General features: G+C 46.6%; 21 protein-coding genes. 13 read left to right on the plus strand and 8 right to left on the minus strand.

The window, feature by feature from the left end:
* Positions 1 to 30: 30 nt before the first annotated feature.
* Both F8C67_RS02345 and F8C67_RS02350 read right to left on the minus strand, forming a co-directional pair.
* Positions 31 to 1053 (minus strand): transcription antitermination protein NusB, encoded by a 1023-nt coding sequence (locus F8C67_RS02345; RefSeq protein WP_151666180.1) that lies wholly within the window; start codon positions 1051 to 1053, stop codon positions 31 to 33.
* A 22-nt stretch (positions 1054 to 1075) separates the two neighbouring features.
* On the minus strand, positions 1076 to 2173 hold the full coding sequence (locus tag F8C67_RS02350; protein WP_151666181.1) for a Glu/Leu/Phe/Val family dehydrogenase: 1098 nt from the start codon (positions 2171 to 2173) through the stop codon (positions 1076 to 1078).
* A gap of 172 nt (positions 2174 to 2345) precedes the next feature.
* On the opposite strand from F8C67_RS02350, the gene F8C67_RS02355 reads away from it, so the two are divergent.
* Both F8C67_RS02355 and F8C67_RS02360 read left to right on the plus strand, forming a co-directional pair.
* Entirely contained in the window at positions 2346 to 4121 is a 1776-nt protein-coding gene (locus F8C67_RS02355; RefSeq protein ID WP_151666182.1) for an ABC transporter ATP-binding protein, read from the plus strand.
* 154 nt (positions 4122 to 4275) lie between these two features.
* A complete protein-coding gene (locus F8C67_RS02360; RefSeq protein ID WP_151666183.1) occupies positions 4276 to 4659 on the plus strand; it encodes a PUR family DNA/RNA-binding protein in 384 nt (127 codons plus the stop codon).
* Here the strand turns inward: F8C67_RS02360 and F8C67_RS02365 are convergent.
* Complete coding sequence (locus tag F8C67_RS02365; protein WP_151666184.1) at positions 4656 to 5177, minus strand: NADPH-dependent FMN reductase; 522 nt, start codon at positions 5175 to 5177, stop codon at positions 4656 to 4658. The genes F8C67_RS02360 and F8C67_RS02365 overlap by 4 nt on opposite strands.
* 162 nt (positions 5178 to 5339) lie before the next feature.
* On the opposite strand from F8C67_RS02365, the gene F8C67_RS02370 reads away from it, so the two are divergent.
* From F8C67_RS02370 to F8C67_RS02410, 9 genes are read left to right on the plus strand one after another with little or no spacing between them, the layout of a single operon-like run.
* Entirely contained in the window at positions 5340 to 6131 is a 792-nt protein-coding gene (locus F8C67_RS02370) for a ParA family protein (protein WP_151666185.1), read from the plus strand.
* A 1-nt stretch (position 6132) separates the two neighbouring features.
* Positions 6133 to 7023 (plus strand): ParB/RepB/Spo0J family partition protein, encoded by an 891-nt coding sequence (locus tag F8C67_RS02375; RefSeq protein ID WP_151666186.1) that lies wholly within the window; start codon positions 6133 to 6135, stop codon positions 7021 to 7023.
* A 23-nt stretch (positions 7024 to 7046) separates the two neighbouring features.
* Positions 7047 to 7664, plus strand: a complete 618-nt coding sequence (locus F8C67_RS02380) for a DUF5683 domain-containing protein (protein WP_151666187.1) — start codon at positions 7047 to 7049, stop codon at positions 7662 to 7664.
* Positions 7665 to 7666: 2 nt separating this feature from the next.
* Entirely contained in the window at positions 7667 to 8383 is a 717-nt protein-coding gene (gene dapB / locus F8C67_RS02385; RefSeq protein ID WP_151666188.1) for a 4-hydroxy-tetrahydrodipicolinate reductase, read from the plus strand.
* A gap of 24 nt (positions 8384 to 8407) precedes the next feature.
* Positions 8408 to 10006, plus strand: a complete 1599-nt coding sequence (gene lepB, locus F8C67_RS02390) for a signal peptidase I (protein ID WP_170266325.1) — start codon at positions 8408 to 8410, stop codon at positions 10004 to 10006.
* Between the two features lie 3 nt (positions 10007 to 10009).
* On the plus strand, positions 10010 to 10612 hold the full coding sequence (locus F8C67_RS02395; protein ID WP_151666190.1) for a WbqC family protein: 603 nt from the start codon (positions 10010 to 10012) through the stop codon (positions 10610 to 10612).
* Between the two features lie 49 nt (positions 10613 to 10661).
* Entirely contained in the window at positions 10662 to 12032 is a 1371-nt protein-coding gene (locus tag F8C67_RS02400) for an SH3 domain-containing protein (RefSeq protein ID WP_151666191.1), read from the plus strand.
* 30 nt (positions 12033 to 12062) lie between these two features.
* Positions 12063 to 13679: an acyl-CoA carboxylase subunit beta gene (locus F8C67_RS02405; RefSeq protein ID WP_151666192.1), complete on the plus strand. Its 1617-nt coding sequence runs from the start codon at positions 12063 to 12065 to the stop codon at positions 13677 to 13679.
* Positions 13680 to 14297, plus strand: coding sequence for a hypothetical protein (locus tag F8C67_RS02410; RefSeq protein WP_151666193.1), 618 nt, complete (start codon positions 13680 to 13682; stop codon positions 14295 to 14297).
* Here F8C67_RS02410 and F8C67_RS02415 read toward each other — a convergent pair.
* The gene (locus F8C67_RS02415; protein ID WP_170266326.1) at positions 14291 to 16804 is read right to left on the minus strand and encodes an Ig-like domain-containing protein; all 2514 of its coding nucleotides are present in this window, start codon (positions 16802 to 16804) and stop codon (positions 14291 to 14293) included. The two genes, F8C67_RS02410 and F8C67_RS02415, sit on opposite strands and share 7 nt — an antisense overlap.
* Before the next feature lie 116 nt (positions 16805 to 16920).
* On the opposite strand from F8C67_RS02415, the gene F8C67_RS02420 reads away from it, so the two are divergent.
* Positions 16921 to 19008, plus strand: a complete 2088-nt coding sequence (locus F8C67_RS02420; RefSeq protein WP_151666195.1) for a T9SS type A sorting domain-containing protein — start codon at positions 16921 to 16923, stop codon at positions 19006 to 19008.
* Positions 19009 to 19012: 4 nt separating this feature from the next.
* Positions 19013 to 19210: a hypothetical protein gene (locus F8C67_RS02425; protein WP_151666196.1), complete on the plus strand. Its 198-nt coding sequence runs from the start codon at positions 19013 to 19015 to the stop codon at positions 19208 to 19210.
* Positions 19211 to 19217: 7 nt separating this feature from the next.
* Here F8C67_RS02425 and F8C67_RS02430 read toward each other — a convergent pair whose 3' ends face one another.
* From F8C67_RS02430 to metH, 4 genes are read right to left on the minus strand one after another with little or no spacing between them, the layout of a single operon-like run.
* On the minus strand, positions 19218 to 19703 hold the full coding sequence (locus F8C67_RS02430) for an NUDIX domain-containing protein (RefSeq protein WP_151666197.1): 486 nt from the start codon (positions 19701 to 19703) through the stop codon (positions 19218 to 19220).
* A 2-nt stretch (positions 19704 to 19705) separates the two neighbouring features.
* Positions 19706 to 20518: a DUF3667 domain-containing protein gene (locus tag F8C67_RS02435; RefSeq protein ID WP_151666198.1), complete on the minus strand. Its 813-nt coding sequence runs from the start codon at positions 20516 to 20518 to the stop codon at positions 19706 to 19708.
* 49 nt (positions 20519 to 20567) lie between these two features.
* Positions 20568 to 21530, minus strand: coding sequence for a methylenetetrahydrofolate reductase [NAD(P)H] (gene metF / locus F8C67_RS02440; RefSeq protein ID WP_151666199.1), 963 nt, complete (start codon positions 21528 to 21530; stop codon positions 20568 to 20570).
* A gap of 2 nt (positions 21531 to 21532) precedes the next feature.
* Positions 21533 to 24175, minus strand: coding sequence for a methionine synthase (gene metH, locus F8C67_RS02445; RefSeq protein ID WP_151666200.1), 2643 nt, complete (start codon positions 24173 to 24175; stop codon positions 21533 to 21535).
* Between the last annotated feature and the right edge of the window lie 2 nt (positions 24176 to 24177).

Here is a 24177-nt window from a genome sequence, read left to right on the forward strand (position 1 = left end):
GTTTTTATTGTTCCGACATCAAATATACGGCTACATCAATCCTCGACCAACTTTCACAATCTTCTTCTCATCCTTAAGCTGCAAAACGAGCTTGTCGAGAATACCATTGATAAACTGTCCAGACTTGGGTGTGCTGTACTCTTTGCTCAAATCGATATACTCATTGAGCGTAACCTTAACCGGAATCTGGTCGAAATGCATCATCTCCGAAATCGCCATTTTCATGAGCAAAATGTCAATGGCTGCAATACGATCGGTATCCCAGTTTCTAGTTTTCGACGAAATCAACTTCTCATTTTCGTCTCCCTCATTAACCGTATGACGCAATAAGAGTTCACCGAACTCGGCATCGTCATCATCCTTAAACAAGCTTACCGTGAGCTTTGCAGATGATAAATCATAACCGTCAGGTAGATCGGCAGCAGATTTAGGATCGGCCTCAGAGTTCAACGAAATCTTAGAGAAAACTACCCCATCAACTTCCTGGAATGACTTGAACGTCTTCACCACAAACATTTGAGCGGCATCGAGATCGTCTGCCCAGTGCATCGAAATGTCTTCGTACAACTGGTGCATAGTTTCATTGTTCGTCAGGAACTCCGCATAAAAGATCTTGAGAAGTTGCTTGTCCTCCTTCAAAGAGTCCTTTCCGCTATTCATGTAACGTTCAAAGGTTTCGCTCTCTCTGAAATTGGTAAAAATCTTCTGCAAGATTTCGCGGTTTTCACCCCAATGAACTTTGTGGTCTTCAAACTCTCTTTGAAGCGGAGCATTGTTCGCTAAAGCGCGCAAAACTCTGTTATTCACAAACTTCATGTTCGGCTTGAGGTCTTCTTCTGTCGGACGGAACTTATTGCGATTCTTCTCGATGCGCTCCTCCGCTAGGCGGTGCATTTCGATGAAGATTCTGAGCTCGTACAAGTAGAGCTCATAGATTCTATCCAAATTCTTATCGAGCTCCTTCAAAGCTAGGCGCAAGTCTGCGTCTGGCCCTTGAGAGAGACCGTAAAGCGATTGAAGAACTTTGATCCGAATATGTCGGCGCGTTAGCATGCTTGTTTGGTTTGGGGAGGACTTAGCCTCTCATTTGTTTGCGTTTGGCCTCCACTCTTTCTTCTGCAAGCTTCAGTGCTGCAGCGTGGGTAGTGATTCCGTGTGTTTCAGCATCGGTGAGGATGCGAAGCGTTGTATTGTAGATATCTTCCGTTCTGCGAAGGGCTTCTGCGCGATCGTACTTGGCGATTTCAGAGTACACATTGATGAGTCCTCCTGCATTGATCAAGAAATCTGGAGCATAAACTACGCCTCTATCTTGAAGCAACTTACCGTGTCGTACTTCGTCAGCCAATTGGTTGTTGGCCGCTCCGGCAATAACCTCTGCTTTCAAGCGACCAATGGTGTCGTCATTTACCGTGGCACCGAGCGCACATGGAGCGTAGATGTCCATATCCAAATCGTAGATATTCTCTCTAACAATCTCAGCATTGTACGTATTGGCAATACGCTCCAAAGTATCTTCGTGGATGTCATTGATCATGACTTTAGCGCCTGATTCGGTCAAATGCTTTACAAGGGTCTCTCCAACGTGTCCAACACCTTGCACAAGCACTTTCTTACCTCCCAAGTCATCGCTGCCCCAACGGTACTTTGCAGAAGCTTTCATTCCCATGAATACGCCGTAAGCCGTTACTGGAGATGGATCTCCACTTCCGCCCATCGACTCTGGAATACCTGTTACGTGATCGGTTTTCATCTTCACCATCTCCATGTCGTGCGTATTGATACCCACGTCCTCTGCGGTGATGTAGTTTCCAGAAAGTCGGTTTACAAATTCACCGAATTTCTGCATCATTTCGTCGGTTTTATGCTGACGGCTATCGCCGATGATAACGGCTTTACCGCCACCGAGATTCAAACCAGAAATAGATGCTTTGTAGGTCATGCCTCGAGAAAGGCGTAGAACATCGCGTACAGCCTCTGCGTCGTTGGCGTAATTCCACATACGGGTTCCGCCTAGAGCTGGGCCGAGAACGGTGCTGTGTACTCCGATAATAGCTTTAAGTCCTGTCTCTTCATCGTTGCAAAAAACGAGCTGCTCGTGGCCGAGGAATGCGTCGTTTTCGAACACACTTTGCAGGTTCGCAGTTGATTTAGAAGGTTCCTGAACGATCATAACACGTGATATATAAGTTCGACTATGGGTTTCATCTGCCGTTCTTAACTCGGATTAGTCGTGTCTATCGACTTGCGATGTTGTAACTTTGAACCGAAGTGTAAAAGAACGGTTGTATCTGTTTTCACAATTAAGCGCTGCGAAGGTAGCAATTTTCACCACGAACACATTCATGAAATCATTAGCTGCACTCAATAAATATTTCCTCCGTTACTGGTGGTTGTTGGCACTCGGTGTTCTCTTCGTAATTGCATCTGTCCTCTTTCAAATTTATCCGGCCATTGCCATCCGCGAAGCGCTTGATAAGATTAATGAAACGGTAGAATCGGCTGGTAGTATGAGCGAAGCCGATTGGGACGGCGTTACGAGTCAACTTGTCAACTTTGGTTTGCTCATCATTGGCTCTTCCCTTATCTCTGGTTTCTTCACCTTCCTCATGCGCCAAACCATCATTGTGATGTCACGTCACATTGAGTTTGACCTTAAGAATGATGTGTACAAGCACTACCAAGAGCTCAGTCTGGCTTTTTACAAGAGAAACAGCACGGGCGACCTTATGAACCGAATTTCCGAAGACGTTAGTCGTGTTCGAATGTATATCGGTCCCGGCGTAATGTACACCGTGCGCACCGTACTCATGACGGTTATCGTCATCACCATCATGCTAGGCATCAATGTAAAACTCACCCTTCTTACTCTTGCACCTCTTCCCGTGCTAGTGTATGTGATATATAAGGTGAGCGACATGATCAATAAGCGAAGCTTAAAAGTACAGGCAAAGTTGAGCGACATAAGCACCTACGTTCAAGAGACATTCTCTGGGATTCGTGTCGTAAAAGCCTACGCTCAAGAGAAGAAACAGTACGAAGATTTCAAGGTTGAAGCAGACGAATACCATCGTTTGAATGAACGTCTATATCGCATCAACGCCCTCTTCATGCCGGTTATGCTATTGTTGATAGGCATGAGTACAGTAATCACTGTGTACGTCGGAGGTGTGCAAGCGATTGAGGGAACGATAACGGTTGGAAACATCGGAGAGTTCGTTTACTACGTATTCATGCTCACATGGCCCGTAGCTTCTATTGGTTGGGTAACGAGTATCGTACAAAGGGCGGCGGCCTCACAAGAGCGCATCAATGAGTTTTGGTCTACCCAGCCAGAAATCGTCAATTCGAATCCTGAAGCCGCAGAATACACGGGCGAAATAGAGTTTAAGGATGTCAGCTTCGTTTATCCAGACAGCGGCATTCGCGCTTTGAACAAGGTAAACTTCAAAGTTAAAGCAGGAAACACCTTGGCGATTGTCGGCAAAACAGGCTCTGGTAAATCGACCATCGCTACACTCATAGGTCGACTATTTGATCCAACCGAAGGTTCTGTAACGGTCGACGGGGTTGATCTGAAAGAAATCAACCTTGACGCTTTGAGAAATCAGTTGGGGTATGTTCCTCAGGAGGGCTTTCTCTTCTCTGAAACCATTGGGAACAATATTGGTTTTGGATTGGACAATGCCACGCAGGAAGATATTGAGGAGGCTGCCAAAAATGCGCATGTCCACCACAACATCATCGATTTCCCTAACGGATACGAAACGAGAGTTGGCGAGCGTGGCATTACCCTTTCTGGAGGACAAAAGCAGCGTGTTTCGATTGCCCGAGCTATCATTAAGAAACCTAGAATATTGATTTTCGACGACAGCTTGTCGGCTGTGGATACGGAGACTGAAGATATCATTCTAAATAGCTTGGCTAAAATGATTAACCGCAGTACGACGGTAATCATTGCCCATAGAATATCGAGTGTTAAGCACGCAGATCAGATCCTTGTTCTAGACAATGGCGAGGTAGTTGAAAGCGGCAGCCACACTGAACTCATGGAGCTTGAAGGAGCGTACAAGAAAATGTACGACCAACAGCTACAAACCGAAGCGGAGGAGCAGGTATAAATCACCTTTTTTGAGGTATTATTTCAGCGCTTATTTGCCTGAAATATAGGAGCAATAAGCCATGGCCAATCAGTTGACAGCTATTGGGGGTGTTAGATTATGTGAAATCTTTTTTTAGATTTGGTCAGATAACCTATGAAACACCCAACTGATGATGGATCCCAAGAAAATGAACGGGAAAGAAGAAATATTCTCTAAAGTGATGCGCGCAGGTCGCCGCACTTATTTCTTCGATGTTCGTGCAACCAGAGCTGACGACTACTACCTCACCATCACTGAAAGCAAGAAGCAGGTTGGTCCTGACGGACAGGAACAATACAAGAAGCACAAGCTTTACCTCTACAAGGAAGATTTCGCGCAGTTTTGCGAAATTCTCGAAGAAGTCACCGACTACATTGTGAGCCGAAAAGGCACTGAAGTAATTTCAGACACACATGACCCGAATTATCACGTTGCTCAAGCTGAAGTTGTAGAAAACGACTCGGAAACTGAGGAAACGGTGAAGCAATTCAGTGATGTAAAGTTCGAGGACATTTAAAATTTGAGAAAACCCTTGAGCTGATTTCGCAGCACTTGGACCGTATCGGCATCGACGAATGAACCATCGTCATCCAGCAGATCATCAAGTTTCGAGATCGGAACCTTGGCTGAGTAGACCTCTACTTTGAGGTGGTGAAGAACATGTGTGAGGTGATCCATCCCTCTCAAGTTCCCTGCCCTTCCACTCGCTACGCCAACTAAAGCGGCTTTCTTCCCATGCCAGATACTGGGACTCACACCATCTAAGAAAGCTTTAAAAACCCCGGGGTAGCTTCCGTTATACTCGGGAGAAATGACCACGAGCTTGTCGGCTGGTACAATCTTATTTTGAATAAGCTCGGATACAATCTCGGTTCGGTTTCCGAAGGTATCGGTAACGATAAAATCAGATGGAAGCTCGGCCATTTGGAAGACTGAAACCTCCTCACCTTGCTCCTCGATTAGAGATTTATATACTTCAACCACCTTAAGTGTTTGATTCTTCGGACGGTTGGTTGCGCAGATTATAGTAATCATCAAAACTGTTCATAAAATTCGTCAACGTGAGGCTATTCTTACCCGAGGCTGACGAATGACTTTTGTACTTTTAACTCGTCTATAAAGACATTGCGATTCCTCCCCTCACACGCCTATTTCACAGGACGAAATCGGGGACAAAATTCAGAAACATAACCGAGAATGGGTAAAATCGTTGCAATTGCCAATCAAAAAGGTGGCGTAGGAAAGACAACCACTGCTGTGAATCTCGCTGCAGCACTGGGTGTATTGGAAAAGAAGGTATTATTGATTGATGCAGATCCTCAGGCTAACGCAACTTCGGCCTTGGGCTTCGATCCCGACAATATTCAATTAGGAACATATCAAGCTATCGAGCACGAAGCCGATGTAAAGGATATTGTTCTCAAAACGGAGACCCCAAATGTAGACTTGGTACCAGCTCACCTCGACTTGGTAGCAGTTGAAATCGAATTGGTAGATAAAGATCGCCGTGAGTACATGCTCAAGAGCGCGCTTAAAGGAGTGGCTGCCAACTACGACGTAGTGCTGATTGACTGTGCACCATCGCTAGGATTGATTACCCTGAACGCGCTAACTGCTGCTGATTCGGTAATTGTTCCTATTCAGTGCGAGTACTTTGCACTTGAAGGCTTGGGCAAATTGTTGAATACAATCAAGAGCGTCCAACAGCTTCACAATCCGGATTTGGATATTGAGGGGCTGCTCCTCACCATGTTCGACCAGCGTTTGAGACTTTCAAATCAGGTGGTTGACGAAGTGAAGAATCACTTCCAGCAGATGGTTTTCGACACCATAATTCAGCGCAATGTGCGTTTGAGTGAGGCGCCGAGTTTCGGCGAATCTATTATCATGTACGACGCAACAAGTAACGGTGCGGTGAATTATCTTAATTTAGCCCGCGAATTCCTGTCGCGAAACGGCAGCGCCCAAAAAGCAACCGCAGAAGCTTAAGATGACCGCAAAGAAGAAGCAAGCCCTCGGAAAAGGACTTTCCGCCCTCCTCAAAGACCCATCTACAAATGTGAGTTCAGCTAAAGATGAACGCGCACCCGAAGTTGTTGGTCACATTGCGGAGGTTGATATTGATAGCATTGAAGTCAATCCATTTCAACCTCGAACTCATTTCGACAAAGGTGCTTTGGAAGACCTTTCCAATTCCATCAAGGAACTTGGAATCGTTCAACCCATCACCGTACGAAAGGTTGGCTTTAACGAGTACCAGCTGATTTCAGGGGAACGTCGTTTTCGTGCATCGAAGATGGCTGGACTCACCTCCATCCCAGCATATGTGCGCATCGCGGATGACCAGAGCATGCTCGAAATGGCGCTTGTCGAGAATATCCAACGCCAGGATCTCGATGCCATCGAAATTGCTTTGAGCTATAAACGACTCATTGAAGAATGCGACCTCACCCAAGAGCAGATGTCGGATCGCGTTGGGAAAAAGCGCTCGACAGTTACCAATTATCTTCGCCTTCTCAAGCTTCAACCGTTGATTCAAGCCGGTATTCGCGATAGAATGCTGAGCATGGGACACGCCCGAGCGCTTGTGAATGTGGAAGACGAAAACGAACAACTTAAGATCTACCGCGATATCATCGCGAACGACCTAAGCGTTCGTCAAGTTGAAGATCGCGTACGTCAGCTTAAAGAACCAACCAGAGCAAGTAATACTAGCGAGGTTGAGACGCCCGACGAGATTCTCGAGTTGAAGTCGCAGCTTGCAGGATACTTTAACGCTAAAGTTGACGTAAAGCGAAATGCTAAAGGAAAGGGAAGCCTCGTTATCAAGTTCGATTCAGATAGAGATCTGGAACGAATCATTGAATTAATCAACCGTTGATAGCGAAAGCCAATCATATTTTCATGCTAACAGCGGCCCTAGTGCTGCTGTTGTCATTTCAGGGCCACGCTCAGGTTACTGTTGAGCAAGACACTGTGAAGGAGTTCCCCAGCATGGAAGCGAGTCAAGATTTATTTCGACTAGGCGATGACGAGTCGCTGAAGGACACCTCAGAATATGTTTCAAGAGATACTGGCCACTCCCCTGCCACAGCTACATGGCTCAGCGTCGCTTTGCCCGGAGCTGGCCAGGTGTACAACGGTAGATGGTGGAAGGTGCCAATCATTTACACAGGATTTGCTGTCAGCGGGTATTACATCTATGAGAACAACCGTCAGCTAAACATTTGGTCGGAGATTATCGATCAACGCCTGGACAGCACCCAAACGGACATTTACGAAGGTATCTATTCTGATAATCAGCTCTTCACGATTCAAAATTCCTATCGGAGATACCGAGATTTGAGCATCATATTTACGGTGGCGATTTACGGACTGCAGATTCTTGACGCCAATGTAGATGCTCACCTGTATAATTTTGATGTAACCGATGACATCTCTTTGAACTGGGAACCTACCTTAGCGGCAGACCCGCGGTTTAATGGGTTGATTTATGGAGCATCAGTAAGTATTAGATTTTAGCCATGAACATCGCGATTCTGGGATACGGAAAGATGGGTAAGATCATCGAGAAAATGGCCACCGAACGAGGTCATTCTGTACCATTAAAGGTTGGACGTGAAGGATTTGTCGCATCTGACCTAGACGACATTGACGTCGCCATTGATTTCTCACTTCCAAGCGTGGCCTTTGAAAACATCACTGCTTGTTTAAAGGCTGGAGTACCGGTTGTTTCTGGGACTACGGGCTGGCTCGAAAAGAAACCCGAAGTAGAAGCGCTTTGCAAAGAGGTGAACGGAAGCTTCCTTTACGCATCCAACTTCTCGTTAGGTGTGAACTTGTTCTTCGCTCTAAATAAGCATCTGGCGAACTTGATGAACCCGCATGACTATCGCGCATCGATGCTTGAGGTACATCACACACAAAAGCTCGATGCTCCTAGTGGTACGGCGATTACCTTAGCTGAAGACTTAATTGACAATAGCGATTCGCTCAGCTCTTGGAAACTCGTTGAGAAAAATGAGGATGCTGAAAAAGGTGAACTTCCAATCCGAGCGGAGCGAGTTGACCCTACACCTGGAACGCATGTCATCAACTATTCATCGGAGATTGATGACATTGAAATAAAACACACGGCACACAATCGCAATGGATTTGCCCTTGGCGCCGTTATAGCTGCCGAATTCCTTTTTGAAAACCCGGGAATTCAAACGATGAATAACGTACTTGGACTGAACTAACCCCTCTACGCATACACCGTTATGATGTATTTGTACTTCTTCGTTGGGCTCGCCCTTTACCGCGGCCTAATCACATGGAAATTCTACACTGCCGCAGGTCGACAAGCCTGGGAAGCCTTTGTTCCTTTCTACAACACCTATGTGCTTCTTCAAATCACGGAGCGTCCAAAATGGTGGATTTTCATCTACTATGTTCCTGTGGTAGACAACGTAATGGCCATCATTCTTACGTATGAGCTATTACACATGTTCAACTTCAGAAAAATCACATTTGCGATTCTTTCTGTTGTCACTCTAGGTCTCTACCTCGGGTATTTGAACTATACCCAGCCGCTAAACTATGGTCAGCGTGACGATTCTTGGATTAAGAAAAACCTCGGTACTACGGTCAACGCCATCCTCTTTGCGGTGGTCGCTGCTACCCTCATCCGATCTACAACTTTCGAATCGTATACGATCCCGACTGGCTCTATGGAAGAGTCTCTCTACACAGGTGACTTCCTCTTTGTGAGCAAGATGCACTACGGGGTTCGACTTCCTATCACGCCATTCACCGTTCCACTACTTCACAACGAATTGCCGTTGATTGGAGGGAAATCGTATTCGGATCTCGTTCAACTCCCATACGTTCGTTTGCCAAAGTTCACTGAGGTACAATTGAACGACCCCGTAGTTTTCAACTATCCGGCCGATTCAGATCACGATCCAATCGACAAAAAGATGAACTACGTAAAGCGATGCGTAGGCACTCCGGGAGATTCCATCAAAATTGTGGACGGCGTTCTATTCATTAATGGGGTTGAAAATCAGCTGCCAGACCGAGCCAAGCGCCAGATTAGCTATTATGTGCAGCTTGACCAGGGTTTCATTTTGAATGAAAACGGACTTGAATACCTACGTGAAAAATTTGAGGTTGACCCAAGTGATATTCAACCTGGACTAGGTACCGTTCAACAATCGGCACAGGCGAGCAAATGGAGGTTCACAATGACAGAAGAGAACGCTCAAGCCATGCGCGAATCTGGTTTTGCAAAGCAGATGGAACCTGTGATTCTTGAATACGGAAATCCTTCGTCCTTCAATCCTGATGAAAGCCGAATCATGGAAGCATCTGCACGTCAGATGTTTATGAACAATAACATCCATGAACCGATTCAGTATAAATGGACCATTGATAACTACGGATCTGTTTGGATTCCTCAAGAGGGAGCTACGATTGAGCTCAATGAGAAGAATCTCGACTTTTACTACAAGGCTATTACAGTTCACGAGGGCAACACCCTCGAACAGATTGATGGTAAGTACGTGCTGAACGGTGAAGAGGCCTCTACTTACACCTTCAAACAAGACTATTTCTGGATGATGGGAGACAACCGTCACAATTCACTCGACAGCCGCTTTTGGGGATTCGTACCTGAAACTCATTTGGTAGGTAAGCCAGTGTTTATTTGGATGAGTTACGATAAATACGCTCCGGGTGCTAAGAAAATCAGAAATGAGCGCGTCTTCACCACTGTGAATGGTTCGGGTGAGAGATTCTCGTACTTGCTTCCATTTGGTATAATCGTGGTTCTCTGGACCCTCATTGGACGTTACCGTCGCAAGAAGAAGGCTCAGGCCTAACCCATGAAGCCAGCCGTATTCTATCCCGCCCTCTTCCCTCCTACGTCGTACATGGCATGGTTGATTTCCGAAAAGGCGAGTTGGAATACGGCTGCCGCATTTCAAAAAGGTTCATGGCGTAATAGGTACCGAATCTATGGTCCCAACGGAACAATGGACCTCTCCGCTCCCATAGATCACTCATCGGACAAATCGAGTTTGAGCAATATCAAGCTTGAACGTCGAAACAATTGGACCGAGAAAGAGTGGCGCGCCCTTCAAACTGCGTATCGGAATGCTTCTTTTTTTGAAGCAATTGAAGACGAGTTGTCGCGTATCATTTTGAAGGAACATGATTTCCTACTTGATCGAATTGAAGAAGCGATGAATTGGATGTGTGGACAATTGCGTTGTGATGCGCCGGCTGACTCATCAGAACAACCTTTGGAGCTGATGTCCATCAAGCCTTCAAAGGCAGTCGATGGAGTAGAATATCGACAAGTGTTTTCGCACAAACATGGGTTTCAATCGAATTTGAGCACGCTTGATTTACTCATGAATGAAGGTCCTTTGGCCTATGACATTCTACAGCGACAAGCGAAGCTTTTTCCATTCTCTCAAGAATGACCTCATCTCCCTTCCACTAACACTTGATGATTGTTAACTTAGCGCACCAATGAAACAGCTACTTACACTTCTCTTTCTTTCAATTTCTGTGCTTTCAGTTGCGCAGGTCGATTGTGAATACACTCGCACCTACATCATTGCTGCAGAATCGGGAATGAAGATGCGCTCACAGCCTCAAGCGGGCACGCCTGTGGTAACCTACGTCATGCACGACAGCGTGGTTACAGCCTGTGATGAAACCTTTGGTGCAGCCACATTCGAAGAGATAGATGGACATTGGCGAAGGGTGAACTACAAAGGCAATGAAGGTTACATGTTTGACGGATTCCTTACCCGTGTGGACACACCTAGCACCCCAAAAGTAGATTCCACCGCCCTTGTTTCAACTCCGGACAGTACAATCTCAGATAGTGCACTAGCTGTTGTGCCGAAGCCTGACACCGTACCTCAAGTTCCCCCTTTTGTTTGGGAAAGAACCGAGCGAGACGAAATGCCCTCTGGTGGCCGCTTAGATCAAGGACAAATTAGAGGATTGGCCACGGCGCTGAGAAAGCACGATCTGCGCATGGATAGCCTCATTGGTTTCCTCCACAAGCTCCCCACTAAGGGAAGTCAAGATTCAGTTATTGCCTGGATTGATGCAGGAATGCCAGGTGGAAAGCGAGTAGCTGCTCCCACTGTGGCAGTCACTACTCCTACAAGAACCACTCCTGCAGAAAAGCCAAAAGAACAAGGTCCGCCGCCTATCAAAATGCAAATGGTAACCGAGGCTTACAACTACTGCGGAGACATTGGCGCTCTGGACCCAAGCATGAATTGGTACGCCGTTTTGCCTAACGAACAAATGGGCAACTACAGAATTAAGCGAGTGAACTTGGAAATTCTGGTGAGCAGAAGCAGACTCGGCAGTGGCGGAATGGAATTTGACATTCGCAACAGCTCGGAAGAAGTTTCACACTTCTTGTTTGGCATTAACCGAAGATTGGACACTACGAGACCCTACCAGCTCGCGCCCGATCGATTCTACATTGCTCCTTCTAAACTGTACCCTGGACAGCAACTCCAAACCTACGCCTACTACAACCAGCCTAGCGCAGCTAACGTATTCGTTTCTGCCACTGGAAAAGTGATTGAAGTTGGTGCGTGCCCTGTCATTGAAGATTATACCCTTAAGATCAATACTCAAGGCCCTCGTGACGAAATCGTTCAAGATATTACCCCGCTGTTCCCTTCCATGGGTGAATGTGGTATGCCTGATATGTACTGGTTTGGCGATTTGAACGGCGACAACTACCCTGAGCTCATCTATGTTTCTCCTGAGGAGAACAAGAACGTCTTCACGATGTTGATGAGTAACGTAAACCTTGAGACTGGTCTTTACGAACTCGCGTCTACCTGGACTATCGAAAAGTGTAAGTAGACGAAGCAAAACCTAACAAAAGAAGAAACTGTGGACTTGGAATTCAACAAAAACGAAGACACGCTTAAGCTCTTAGTTTCCGACATGTATTCACGTTGGAAGAAAGTAGCGAAAGGCGGCGGAGAAAAGCGAATTGCAAAACAACACGCTCAGGGAAAACTCACGGCTCGCGAGCGCGTATCTCACCTCCTCGACGAGGATCGTCCACAGATTGAGATTGGTGCTTTTGCTGGCGAAGGCATGTACGAGGAATACGGGGGCTGTCCGAGTGGTGGCGTAGTTGTAGTACTAGGCTACGTGAAGGGCAGAATGACCATCGTTGTAGCGAATGACGCTACTGTAAAAGCCGGAGCCTGGTTTCCTATTACCGGTAAGAAGAATCTCCGCGCTCAAGAGATTGCGATGGAGAATAGAATTCCTATTGTTTACTTGGTCGACAGCGCCGGTGTATTCCTTCCAATGCAGGATGAAATCTTCCCTGATAAAGAAAACTTTGGACGTATTTTCCGCAATAATGCGGTGATGAGTTCCATGGGCATAACACAAATTGCCGCTATCATGGGCTCTTGCGTTGCGGGTGGAGCCTACTTGCCAATCATGAGCGATGAAGCCATGATTGTGGATAAAACAGGTAGCATATTCTTAGCCGGAAGCTATTTGGTTAAAGCTGCTATTGGTGAGGATATCGACAATGAGACGCTCGGTGGAGCGACTACCCATACTGAGATCAGTGGTGTGACGGATTACAAAATGCCGAATGACAAGGAAGCATTGAAATCCATTCGCAACATCATGGATAAAATGGGAACGCCGGCAGACGCAGGATTTAACCGAATTAAACCGAAGGCTCCTGCCGAAGACGAGCAAGAGATTTATGGATTGATTCCGCGCGATAGTAAGCCCTACAAGACCATCGAAGTCATCAAAAGACTGGTTGATGCTGACTCTTGGGAAGAATACAAGAAAGGATATGGCCAAACCATCATTACGGGATATGCTCGTATGGATGGATGGGCCGTTGGCATCGTAGCTAACAACCGCGAAATTGTAAAAAGCAAGAAGGGCGAAATGCAATTCGGTGGCGTAATCTACAGCGATTCAGCCGACAAGGCTTCTCGCTTTGTGGCAAATTGTAACCAGAAGAAAATTCCGCTTGTTTTCCTTCAGGACGTAACTGGCTTCATGGTAGGTAGCCGTTCTGAACACGGCGGAATTATCAAAGATGGAGCGAAGATGGTGAATACAGTAGCCAACAGTGTAGTTCCGAAGTTCACGGTAATCATTGGGAACAGCTTTGGCGCAGGTAACTATGCCATGAATGGTAAGGCCTACGATCCACGTCTAATTGTTGCCTGGCCGAATGCAAAACTCGCCGTAATGGGCGGCGATCAAGCCGCTAAGGTTCTTCTATCCATCGAGAAGTCGCGCATGAGCGATGACTTTACAGAGGAAAAAGAGAAGGAACTTCTCGACAAGATCAAGTCGAAGTATGATGAGCAAATGTCTCCATACTATGCCGCATCTCGTTTGTGGGTAGATGCGATTATCGACCCGTTAGACACGAGAAAGTGGATTAGCATGGGGATTGAAGCGGCTAACCAAGCTCCGATCGAAAAACCGTACAACCCAGGAGTTATTCAGGCGTAAATGAGTACCAAATCTCTCGCGCTCATCTTTCTAGCTATCATTCTGACTGGTATAGGGTACATCGGCTGGAAGAACGGCTACTTCGAACCACAGCCTGATTGGATTAAAGCCAGGGGAATGGTTATCAACAGCTCCGTCAAACCCGGTAGCGGCAAGCTCGCCACGATCATGACGGAGTATTTCTACGAGGCTGAAGATTCGATGTACTTCGAAATGGCCGATTTGAATCTTGATAGGGAATCACCCGACCCAGGAATTCAGATTGAAATCGAATACAATTCAAACCATCCTGAGAAGAGTCGTTTCTTGAGGAAAATTGCACCAAAACACGACTATATGCGGAGGTACTATGGCTTTAAGGGGGATACCACTTTCGCAATCAGCTTGATAAACGACATTGCGTATTACGAAGAGCTTTACCTTGGTGAGCCTATTACGTACGACTACTTTTTCTACGATGTTTCAGAAGGAAATCTCGAGTTGTATGAGCTTTTCACGGACGTTGAAAAATCGGCATCCTTTTACCAATTCGGGAATGTGAATACTACAGCCGGGTTGGGCGACACCATTTATCACAGCCTAGTAAACGTGAAAATGGCGGTGTTTGAAGATTATTGAACGGTGATTTTCCGCACCCATGCGTCCTCTCCTACCATAAACTGAAGCACATACGCCCCATTCGCAAGGTTGGCTAAATTCAAGTCGAAATCGGCATTAGATGGGATATATGTCATCACTATCCTTCCGTCTATGTCTGAAACAATCACTTCATCCACCAGAATGTCTGAATAGACGTGCAGAACGTCGGTTGTCGGAACCGGACCTACACGCAGCAATTCGCGGTCGCTGCCCGATTGCACATTGAGGTGAACGGTCACTTTTTCGCTCATATCGCCCAAGGAGAATACGCTGTAGGTAAACATGTCGGCTCCCAGAAAATCGGGCTCTGGCTGATATTCAAAGCTACCATCGCTTCTGAGTTGAAGTAGACCATGAGCCGGTGCGTCTTTTAGCACAACCTCCATTTCTCCTCCATTCAGTTGTTCGTCATTGGCTAAAACGCCTTCTGAAACGTCTACCACTAGACGTCCGTTCACATCGTACTCGTCCGTCCTTGCAAGCGAGAAGTCTACCATGGTAGGCATTTCTTGTTGCATGATAGTATAGCTACGCTTTTCGATTTCCTCTACTTGGGTGACACGTACATAGGTTGGCCAAGTAATGCGATTGGAAGTGTTATGGATATCTCCATCGAAGCGAACTTCTAGGTGAATACCATCTGTAGTATCGTACTCCGTAACAGCGGTACTGCGATCGTCATCCATTACAATCCGCTGAGTAGGATTGGAAACTTGAAGGAGCGTCCATGGAATGCGAATGAAGATTTCGTTTGTGTCAATGATAACGGCATCCCTACTACTCTGCCCGCGGAAGCTATCCGTCATGTCGAGGTTTCCGATGTACTGAATATCCTGATCGGGTTGGTTGTTTTTCCATCGCACGAGACGCCAGTCACCGGATTGACTAGGCACAGATCGGTACAACTGATCTGGATCTGATATGCCATGCCAAATGCCGTAGAGGTCATATGAGCGCATGACGTACAGCTTGGCTGCACCGTCTATCACTTCGAGCAAGAACTCGGCATTGATATTCAGCGTGTCGCCGTTTGGAAGTACACTTTCCCCTTCGGCATCTCCATAAGTATCGAAAGCCACGTAGAGCGTGTCGCCTTCTGCCAACACTGGATTGGTTTCGAGGTACACTTCGAAGTCACCTATTGTTGGCTTGGCGTAAACCGTTGTAATCGGACACGCAGCGCAACTGTCAATAAACTCCCATTGTGCGGCAGTGTCGAGGTAACCAATTAGCCCGAAGTTTTGCTCAGCAGCGGTGTAGTTTGGCCACATGATTCGCGCGGAAGGTGTAGTCTCGTATGGATTCGTAATCCAGGTTTGTTTGAACCATTCGTCAATCCAGGCAAAATAGAATCCTCCACCGCAATTTGCTGAATAGATGTTCTTGAGCATGCGCATACCGAGTTCACCCTGTTCCCTTTCAGTATGTCCACCATGATTCATATCACTAGCCGAATAATGCGCCACTCCCCAACTTGAAGGAACACCAAACTCGGCTATAATCAGAGGCATATTCTGGTAGTGCGACTTGAGATCATGCAAATAGCCGAGGTAGCTGTTCTGACCGTATGCATCCGAATAAGCTCGGTAGGAAGCAGTTTTACTGATAAAATCGGGATAGTAAGGATAGGCGTGATAGCTGATATACAATCCCGCTGGCGCATTCGAGAAATCAACAATAGAGAAGTCTACCTGAGCGGTATCCTCGTTTCTAAATGTTTCTTCGGGATGAGGAATGGGATCGAGTGTTGGCCAACTGCTCACCGAAATAGGTCGCATGGTTTGGTATTCATCAAACTCAAATTGAATGAGAGAATCCATGTGCGCCGTTAAGAAAACCTCCGCTGCAAACGTGTTTTGTATGCTCAAAAAGCGCCCATTGTATGACGTTGTTGAGGGTCTGCTATCGTTTGCGTTGAGTACTTCTTCTGGATAGATCTCCCTCCCCATCAAATAGGCCATACACCATCTACTCGCATCTGTTGTGAAATCACCATACGCTTTCCCAAATCTTTGCGGAATGGAAGTGTCGCCGTGAACAGCGCGAACATTAGCCATCATTTCTGCATGAAAGCTGGGGTTCAACGAGTAAAGGTTATGGTCGTAATTCGGAATTTCCTCTTCTAGCCAAACCCCTTGTATGAAGTACAATGGCTTATCTGGATGCTTCTCATTGTAAGCCGTAATTTCATCGTAAAATCGAGGATAATGCAGCGTGTAAATTCGAATAACATTGAAACCGGCCGCTCGAATCATTTCAAACCAACGCTGATAGTCTTGCGTGGTGGCCGCTAACTCACCAGGAAACGTACCCGGCACACTCACTCCCAGGTTAATACCTTTCAAAAACATGGGAACATATCGCTCGCCATTCCAAGCAGTTAATGAGGTTGAATCCGTACTAAAAGGGACGGTTAGCGAAATAGAATCCGTCTGCGCACTCGATAAAAATGAAGCGAACAAGAATGCGATAAAGTACTTGGCCATGGAGGGGGTTTTAGGTATGGTCATTACGAAGGTAATAAGAGATTCGTTGTCTGCTCAATCATCCTTCCAAATTCACACGAGCCTATTTCCTATATTTGGCTAAAGGCTCACACGAAATGAAAAAATTTTACGCAACGCTTATTGGAACTTGTATCGGACTATCCCTCTTCGCACAGGTGTCTGTACAAAGTACAAGTTTCAACGTGCAGCGAACAGACGATTTCACTCCCCGCGAAATCGAACCAAGCTTCAACGCTAGGGTAACATCGCTGGAAGCACCAGACGCCATGCATTGGCGCTCTCAGCTCAATGAAATCAAGAAAGAAGCTGCACTTAGATTTACGGATGTAAACCCCCTTCCGGATTTTAAAAGAACCGCGCCACAGCCCATTTTAGGTTGGGGTACAGAGATGTACCGCGTGTTTACCACAATTGGCACAACCGGACCACTTTACGCCGGAATTCCAAACGATAATGCACTTGCCATCAGCAATGGTGGGATGATGCTCGGGGCCGTGAATTCATTCCTATGGGCTTATGACATTCCCAACGATACTGTACATATTGTAAATAGCTATGTCAATTTGGACAACGTTGGTCCAGATGCAGGAAACGATCGTGGATTCGATCCAAAGCTCATGTATGACGAGGATGCTGATAGATTCATTCTGGTTTTCCTAAAGAACAACCTTCCCTCAAACAGCAAGATTGCCGTTTGCTTCTCCTCTACCAACGACCCAAATGATCCGTGGTACACCTATATACTTCCCGGCAATCCTTTGAACAATAACCGTTGGACAGATTTCCCTGCCATGAGCATTACGGAAGACCACCTATACATCACCGGTAACCTCATCATTCCAAATGTATCATGGCAAGTTGGATTCGATGGTTCTATTATTTGGCAATTGGACAAAAAAGCAGGTTTCGCGGGTGATACGGTTATGCCGAATAGACTTCATCACGACATAAAGTTTGGCAACCGATTCATCAGAAACCTACATTGCGTAAAGGGCTATGATGGTGAAATTGATACCGCCTACTTCCTGTCGAACCGGAACTTCGACATTCAAAACGATAGCATCTTTGTATTGTCACTACACAGTGATTTAAATGAACCCGAAGACCTTCGCATTCGTGTTCGTCAGAGCGATACTCCATACGGCGTACCGCCAAATGGGCGTCAGCAAGACACGGATCCGAATGACCCTACCGATGGGCTTCAAACCAATGATGGACGAGTTCTGGGAGCGATTCGTATGCCCAACGGCAACATCGAATTTGTCAGTACAACACGCAATTTCACAAACCAACGCGCTGCTATTTACCATGGCACCATCCATCAGCCAGGATCAGCACAAAGCAGCATTACTGCCAATGTTATCGGCGATGCGGTGAGAGATTATGGGTATCCGAACCTTACGTGGACTGGTAATGAGGAATGTGACGGTGAAATGATTATTGGTTTCAACCACACCTCTCCTACCCACTTCGCAGGAATGAGCGCCATTTACTACTCCAATGATGGCGACTATTCAGATGTACTTCAGATCAAGGCGGGAGAGGGCTATGTCCAAAGACTAACCGGCGGAGATCGTTGGGGTGATTACTTTGGCATTCAAACTCAGTATAACCGTCCCGGTAAGGTATACGTAGCCGGCTTTATGGGAACTAGCACGCGAAGCAATACCGCTTACTTTGCCGAGTTGACATCGCCAGATAGCACGAAGCTGGAGGTAGCGCTGGTGCACAATCCGAGTAACCGAAGATGCTCGCAAACGGTGGACATTACCCCTAGCGGAGGAGTTACACCCTACACGATTACGGTGAATGGTCAGACAAGCTCTGGAACTGAAACCGCATGCGGTGGAGATACATTGCTCGTAAATATTGTTGACGATCGCGGTTGTGAACTAGTTCGAGAATATGTTGTTCCATTTGAAGTACCGAATCAAGCCATGACTTACCCAAATCCAACTACTGGGTTTGTTGGTGTGGTGTTCGAAAGTCCAAGAGAAGGCAACATTCTAGCTAGAATTTCCGATATCAATGGCAAGGAGATGATATTAATCGAAGATTCTAGGATTACTAGTGGAAAACATTATCTTGAATTCGATTTAGCCACCTTATCCTCTGGGGTTTACATCTTAGAGGTTATCATGGACGAAGAGGCCATTTACACTGAGAGAATCGTTAAGAATTAGACCTATGAAGCGCTCGTACAGAATCTTACTCCTACTTACTTTATCGGGAACAGGTGAATTGATTCTGGGTGCGTGTATGCGATTCCTAGAAATGGCTGGAGCCAACATTCTAATGGTTGCTGGGCTAATCAGTCAGGTATCAGCCTTAGGATATGCCGGTTATCTAAGTCTACAACGAAGAACGCTGAAGGCGGAAGTCTAAACAATCCCTACAATTCGATTGCACTGAATGCCTCAACGGCCTCCTCTTCAAGGGGTCCGCTAGAAGGGAGCTCCTTTTTCAATGCGTAATACTCCTGCATTTTTGTCGTAGTAACCTTCAGAATTACATCGTGATCAAACGCCAACTCTGGAAGTTGATTCACTGGATGCCAAACGCTTTCTGCGGCGTCATCCCCTGCTTGAGTAGAAGCTATTCTATGGAGGACTGCGCAATACGTTACGCTCACTACTCTTTTACGAGGATCTCTTTTAGGCTGACCAAATGCTCCAATTTGATAAACGCCGCTAAGTTGAACACCAGTCTCCTCTTCTAGCTCTCGAAGGGCGGCATCAGACAAATCCTCATCATTCTCTACAAAACCGCCAGGAATTGCCCAGCGACCTTCGAAGGGTGGGTATTTCCTTTTGACAAGCAGCACATTCCAACTTGCGTTATGCCAGGCAAACACTACCAAATCAACGGCTACGTCCATATCTAGAAAATCAAGGCAATGAGGAATCCGAATACGATGAGTACAACGGTCATCAGAATCGCTGTGAGTATCATTAAGACAGGCGTAGTAATAATCGCCCTCCACCACGGAATCTTATAAATTGATTTGAGCATGTACATTCCATACACGGTACTCAATCCCAACGAGATGGCCGTATTCTCATATGGACCAAGAACATCGGCCAATGAAAGGAATGTGAGCGGTATGCCTAAAGCGGATGTCAGACCAATGTAATAACAGGCCGAAATAATATGTTCACCATAATACACTTCGGTATCCTTAAGTAATATCCAAAGAGCGGCCGCTGCAAACGGTGTCATAATCAACGAGAATAGATTCAAGTATTTTCGAATGTACCGTTGCGTAGCTTCCTGGATTTCTGCTTGTTGCGCAATTTCCTCTTCGGTCATTCCCTCGCGAACTTGCGGACTAAACATACCCGCGTTCATCTCCTTCATTTGCTCCATCTGCTTGTCGTAAACACCTGTACCAATGGTGGTCAACGTACTCAGCGTTACGGCTACGAATAGAAAGCGAAGTGGATTGGTGTAGGACCGAGTTTGGCCTCGCCAATAGCCACGAACGAGTTTGCCCGGATTCACGAAGAGATACTTCGTACTCGGTATAAGTCCGCGTTCAAGGTTCAGGAATACGGTAAAGGCGTCTTTAAAAATGTGACGTATACTAAAGCGACCGGTGGGCTGTTTTTGACCGCAATTAGAGCAATACGTTTCGCCGGGACCGTAGTCTTGTGTATGCCCGCAGGTCACACACTTCATCGTTGTAGCTGTCATAGGAATGATTGGTTGCGTTGAAGATAGCAATTCCAACCATTTCAAGCTCCTAGAACAGCTCCTTTGCGATGGCGTAAATGTTGTCGCTCTTGCCCATGGAATAGAAATGGATGACTGGAATTCCAGCTGCCTTCAGCTCTTTAGCTTGCTGGGTAGCCCACTCCACTCCAATTTGTCGAACCGTTGCATTGTCCTTTGCCTGCATAACCGCCATGGCCAACTCATCTGGCAAGTCGACATGGAATCGATGTGGTAGCATACTCAAATGCTTCTTAGTGGCAATTGGCTTCAACCCTGGGATAATTGGAACATTGATACCTGCATTTCTACACTTATCGACAAATTCGAAGTACTTGGAATTGTCGAAGAAAAGCTGCGTAACAATATAGTCGGCTCCTGCGTCTACCTTTCGCTTGAGGTTACTGATATCAACGTTTAAACTCGGTGCTTCAAAGTGCTTTTCTGGATAGCCTGCAACGCCGATGCTAAAGTTGGTAGCTGCGTTATTAGCGAGTTCCTCGTCGAGGTACTCCCCTTTGTTCATCTTCACGATTTGGCCTACTAACTCGGAGGCATAGGTATGGCCATCTGCCTCAGGAACGAAGTACATTTGATCCTGCATTCCATCGCCTCTGAGGGCGAGTACGTTCTCTACCCCTAAAAAGTGGAGGTCGATGAGCGCATTTTCTGTATCCTCCTTAGAAAAGCCACCGCACAACAAATGAGGTACAGGGTCAACTTGATAGCGGTTCATCAAAGCGGCACATATTCCTACCGTCCCCGGGCGCTTACGCACAACCTTCTGTTCTAGCAATCCGTTGGAAAGTCGCTTGTACACCACTTGTTCGCGGTGATACGTCACATTGATGAAAGGCGGTTTGAACTCCATCAACGGATCAATGTTCCCATAGATGTCATGGATAGTCTGTCCTTTCAGCGGGGGAAGAATTTCAAAAGTGAATAGGGTTTTATCCTTCTTCTGAGCTTCTTCTATATGTTGATTAATTCTCATCTCTAATAATTCAATGTTGGTCCCAACCAAGGTTCTGCCAGCTCTACAGCAATCCCTCTACGAGCTGCGTAATCTTCCACTTGATCTTTCCCGATTTTTCCCAATCCAAAGTATTTGGCATCGCGATGGCCGAAGTAATACCCTGAAACGGAGGCCGCAGGGTACATCGCTTTTTGTTCTGTAAGCGTAATTCCCGTCGATTCCTCTGCCTTTAACAGCTTGAAAATAGTATCCTTCTCAAGGTGATCCGGACAAGCCGGGTATCCAGGTGCGGGACGAATGCCGCGGTATTTCTCCGCAATCAAATCGGTGTTATCCAAGTTTTCGTCCGACGCATAACCCCAGTAATCTTTCCGTACGCGCTCGTGCAAGTATTCAGCGAAGGCCTCAGCAATTCTGTCTGCCAATGCCTTTAGCATGATGCTGTTGTAATCATCACCCCTTGCCTCAAAATCGTCAGCACGTTTGGCCAATTCGATTCCTGCGGTTACGGCAAAGCAGCCAATATAATCGTCTTGTGTATCGATAAAGTCAGCCAATGCGAAATTTGGAGCTCCTGCGGCTTTGGCATTTTGTTGACGAAGGCTAAGGAACGGAATCGCTTCACCATTATGCTCTACCATAACGTCATCATCGATCCGATGCGCAGGGAACAAGCCAAATACGCCGCTTGGACTAGCCCATCGCTCGCGTTCCATTTGATCGAGCATTTTGGTCGCATCTTCGTACAAGGCCGACGCCTGCTCACCTACCACCTCATCTTTCAATACACGAGGAAACTTGCCATGAAGGTCCCACGTTTGAAAGAAGGGAGTCCAATCAATATACTGACGAAGGGTGCGAACGTCCGTGGTAATGGAATGAACGCCTAGTTTGTTTGGCCTTGACGCCTTTCCGGTTCTATCGAGAATGAACGCATTTGCTCTGGCCTCCTCCAGTGAGAGGATGGGTTTACTCTGCTGTCGCTTTGAATATTGCTCGGCCAGTTTGATGTACTCCTCTCGAATGGCACCATGATAGTTTGATGATTCTGTGCTCAGAAGCTTCTGAGCTGTTGGAACACTGCGCGAGGCATCGTTCACATGAATTACAGGTCCAGAATATACTGGTGCAATCTTCACAGCGGTATGCGCCCTTGAAGTCGTTGCTCCACCAATGAGGAGTGGGAGATCTAGCTTCCTCGCTTCCATCTCTTTTGCGAGAAACACCATCTCGTCGAGCGATGGAGTGATGAGTCCGCTCAATCCGATAATATCTACTTTTTCCTCTAGCGCTGTAGTGAGAATCTTTTCAGGAGGAACCATCACCCCGAGGTCGACCACTTCAAAGCCATTACATTGAAGAACAACGCTCACGATGTTCTTCCCGATATCATGAACATCCCCTTTGACCGTTGCAAGTAGAATCTTCGGTTTTGCCTTATTCGCTTGTCCACCTGCCTTCATGGATTCAAGTAGATACGGTTCAAGCCAAGCAACCGCTTTTTTCATTACCCGTGCACTCTTCACAACCTGTGGCAGGAACATTTTCCCGGAGCCGAAGAGGTCGCCAACCACGTTCATCCCGTCCATAAGCGGACCTTCAATGACGCGCAAGGGCGAGTCAAGTTCGGCAAGCGCTTCACGTGTATCGATTTCGATGAATTCCCCTATTCCATTGACAAGGGCATGCTCCATTCGTTTCTCAACGGGGGCCTCTCGCCATGAGAGGTCGCGCTCCGACTTTTTCCGCTCACCGCTTACACTTTGAGCAAACTCCAATAACCGTTCGGCGGCATCTTCATCTTTGTCGAACAGCACATCCTCAACGTGTTTGCGAAGATTTTCTTCAATTTCCTCGTAAACAATGAGCTGTGTAGGGTTTACAATCCCCATGTCCATTCCATAGCGAATGCCATGAAACAAGAATGCGGAATGCATTGCTTCTCGCACTGCGTCGTTGCCCCGGAAAGAAAAGCTGACGTTACTAACTCCCCCACTCACCTTTGCGCCTGGTAGATTCTCCTTTATCCATTGTGTGGCTTCGAAGAAATCCAAGGCATTGCGGCGATGCTCTTCCATTCCGGTAGCTACAGGGAAGATATTGGGATCGAATATGATATCCGAAGGATTGAAGTTTACAACATCCACCAAGGTGCGGTAGGCACGCTCGCAAATTTCTATCCTGCGTTCGTATGTATCGGCTTGCCCTTTTTCATCAAAGGCCATAATGATCACGGCCGCACCCATTCGCTGGATATAACGAGCCTGGCGAATGAACTCTTCTTCACCACCTTTAAGGCTAATGCTATTGACAATTGACTTTCCTTGAACGCATTTCAATCCGGCTACAATAATTTCCCATTTCGAGGAATCAATCATAATCGGAATTCGGGCAATGTCGGGTTCGGCAGCAAGCAAATTGAGGAACTTGGTCATCGCTTCCGCGCCGTCGATCATGCCTTCGTCCATATTGACATCCAACACCTGGGCTCCACCCTCTACTTGATCTCGAGCCACCTCAACCGCTTCATCGAATCTATCTTCCTTGATGAGACGCAGGAATTTGCGCGAGCCTGTTACGTTGGTTCGTTCTCCAACATTCATAAAGTTGGACTCACGCGTAAGCTCGAGTGGATCTAAGCCTGATAGTCTGAGATTAGCCATAC

It is taken from the genome of Phaeocystidibacter luteus, from assembly GCF_008933115.1.
In the GTDB taxonomy this organism is placed as follows: Bacteria; Bacteroidota; Bacteroidia; order Flavobacteriales; family Schleiferiaceae; genus Phaeocystidibacter; species Phaeocystidibacter luteus.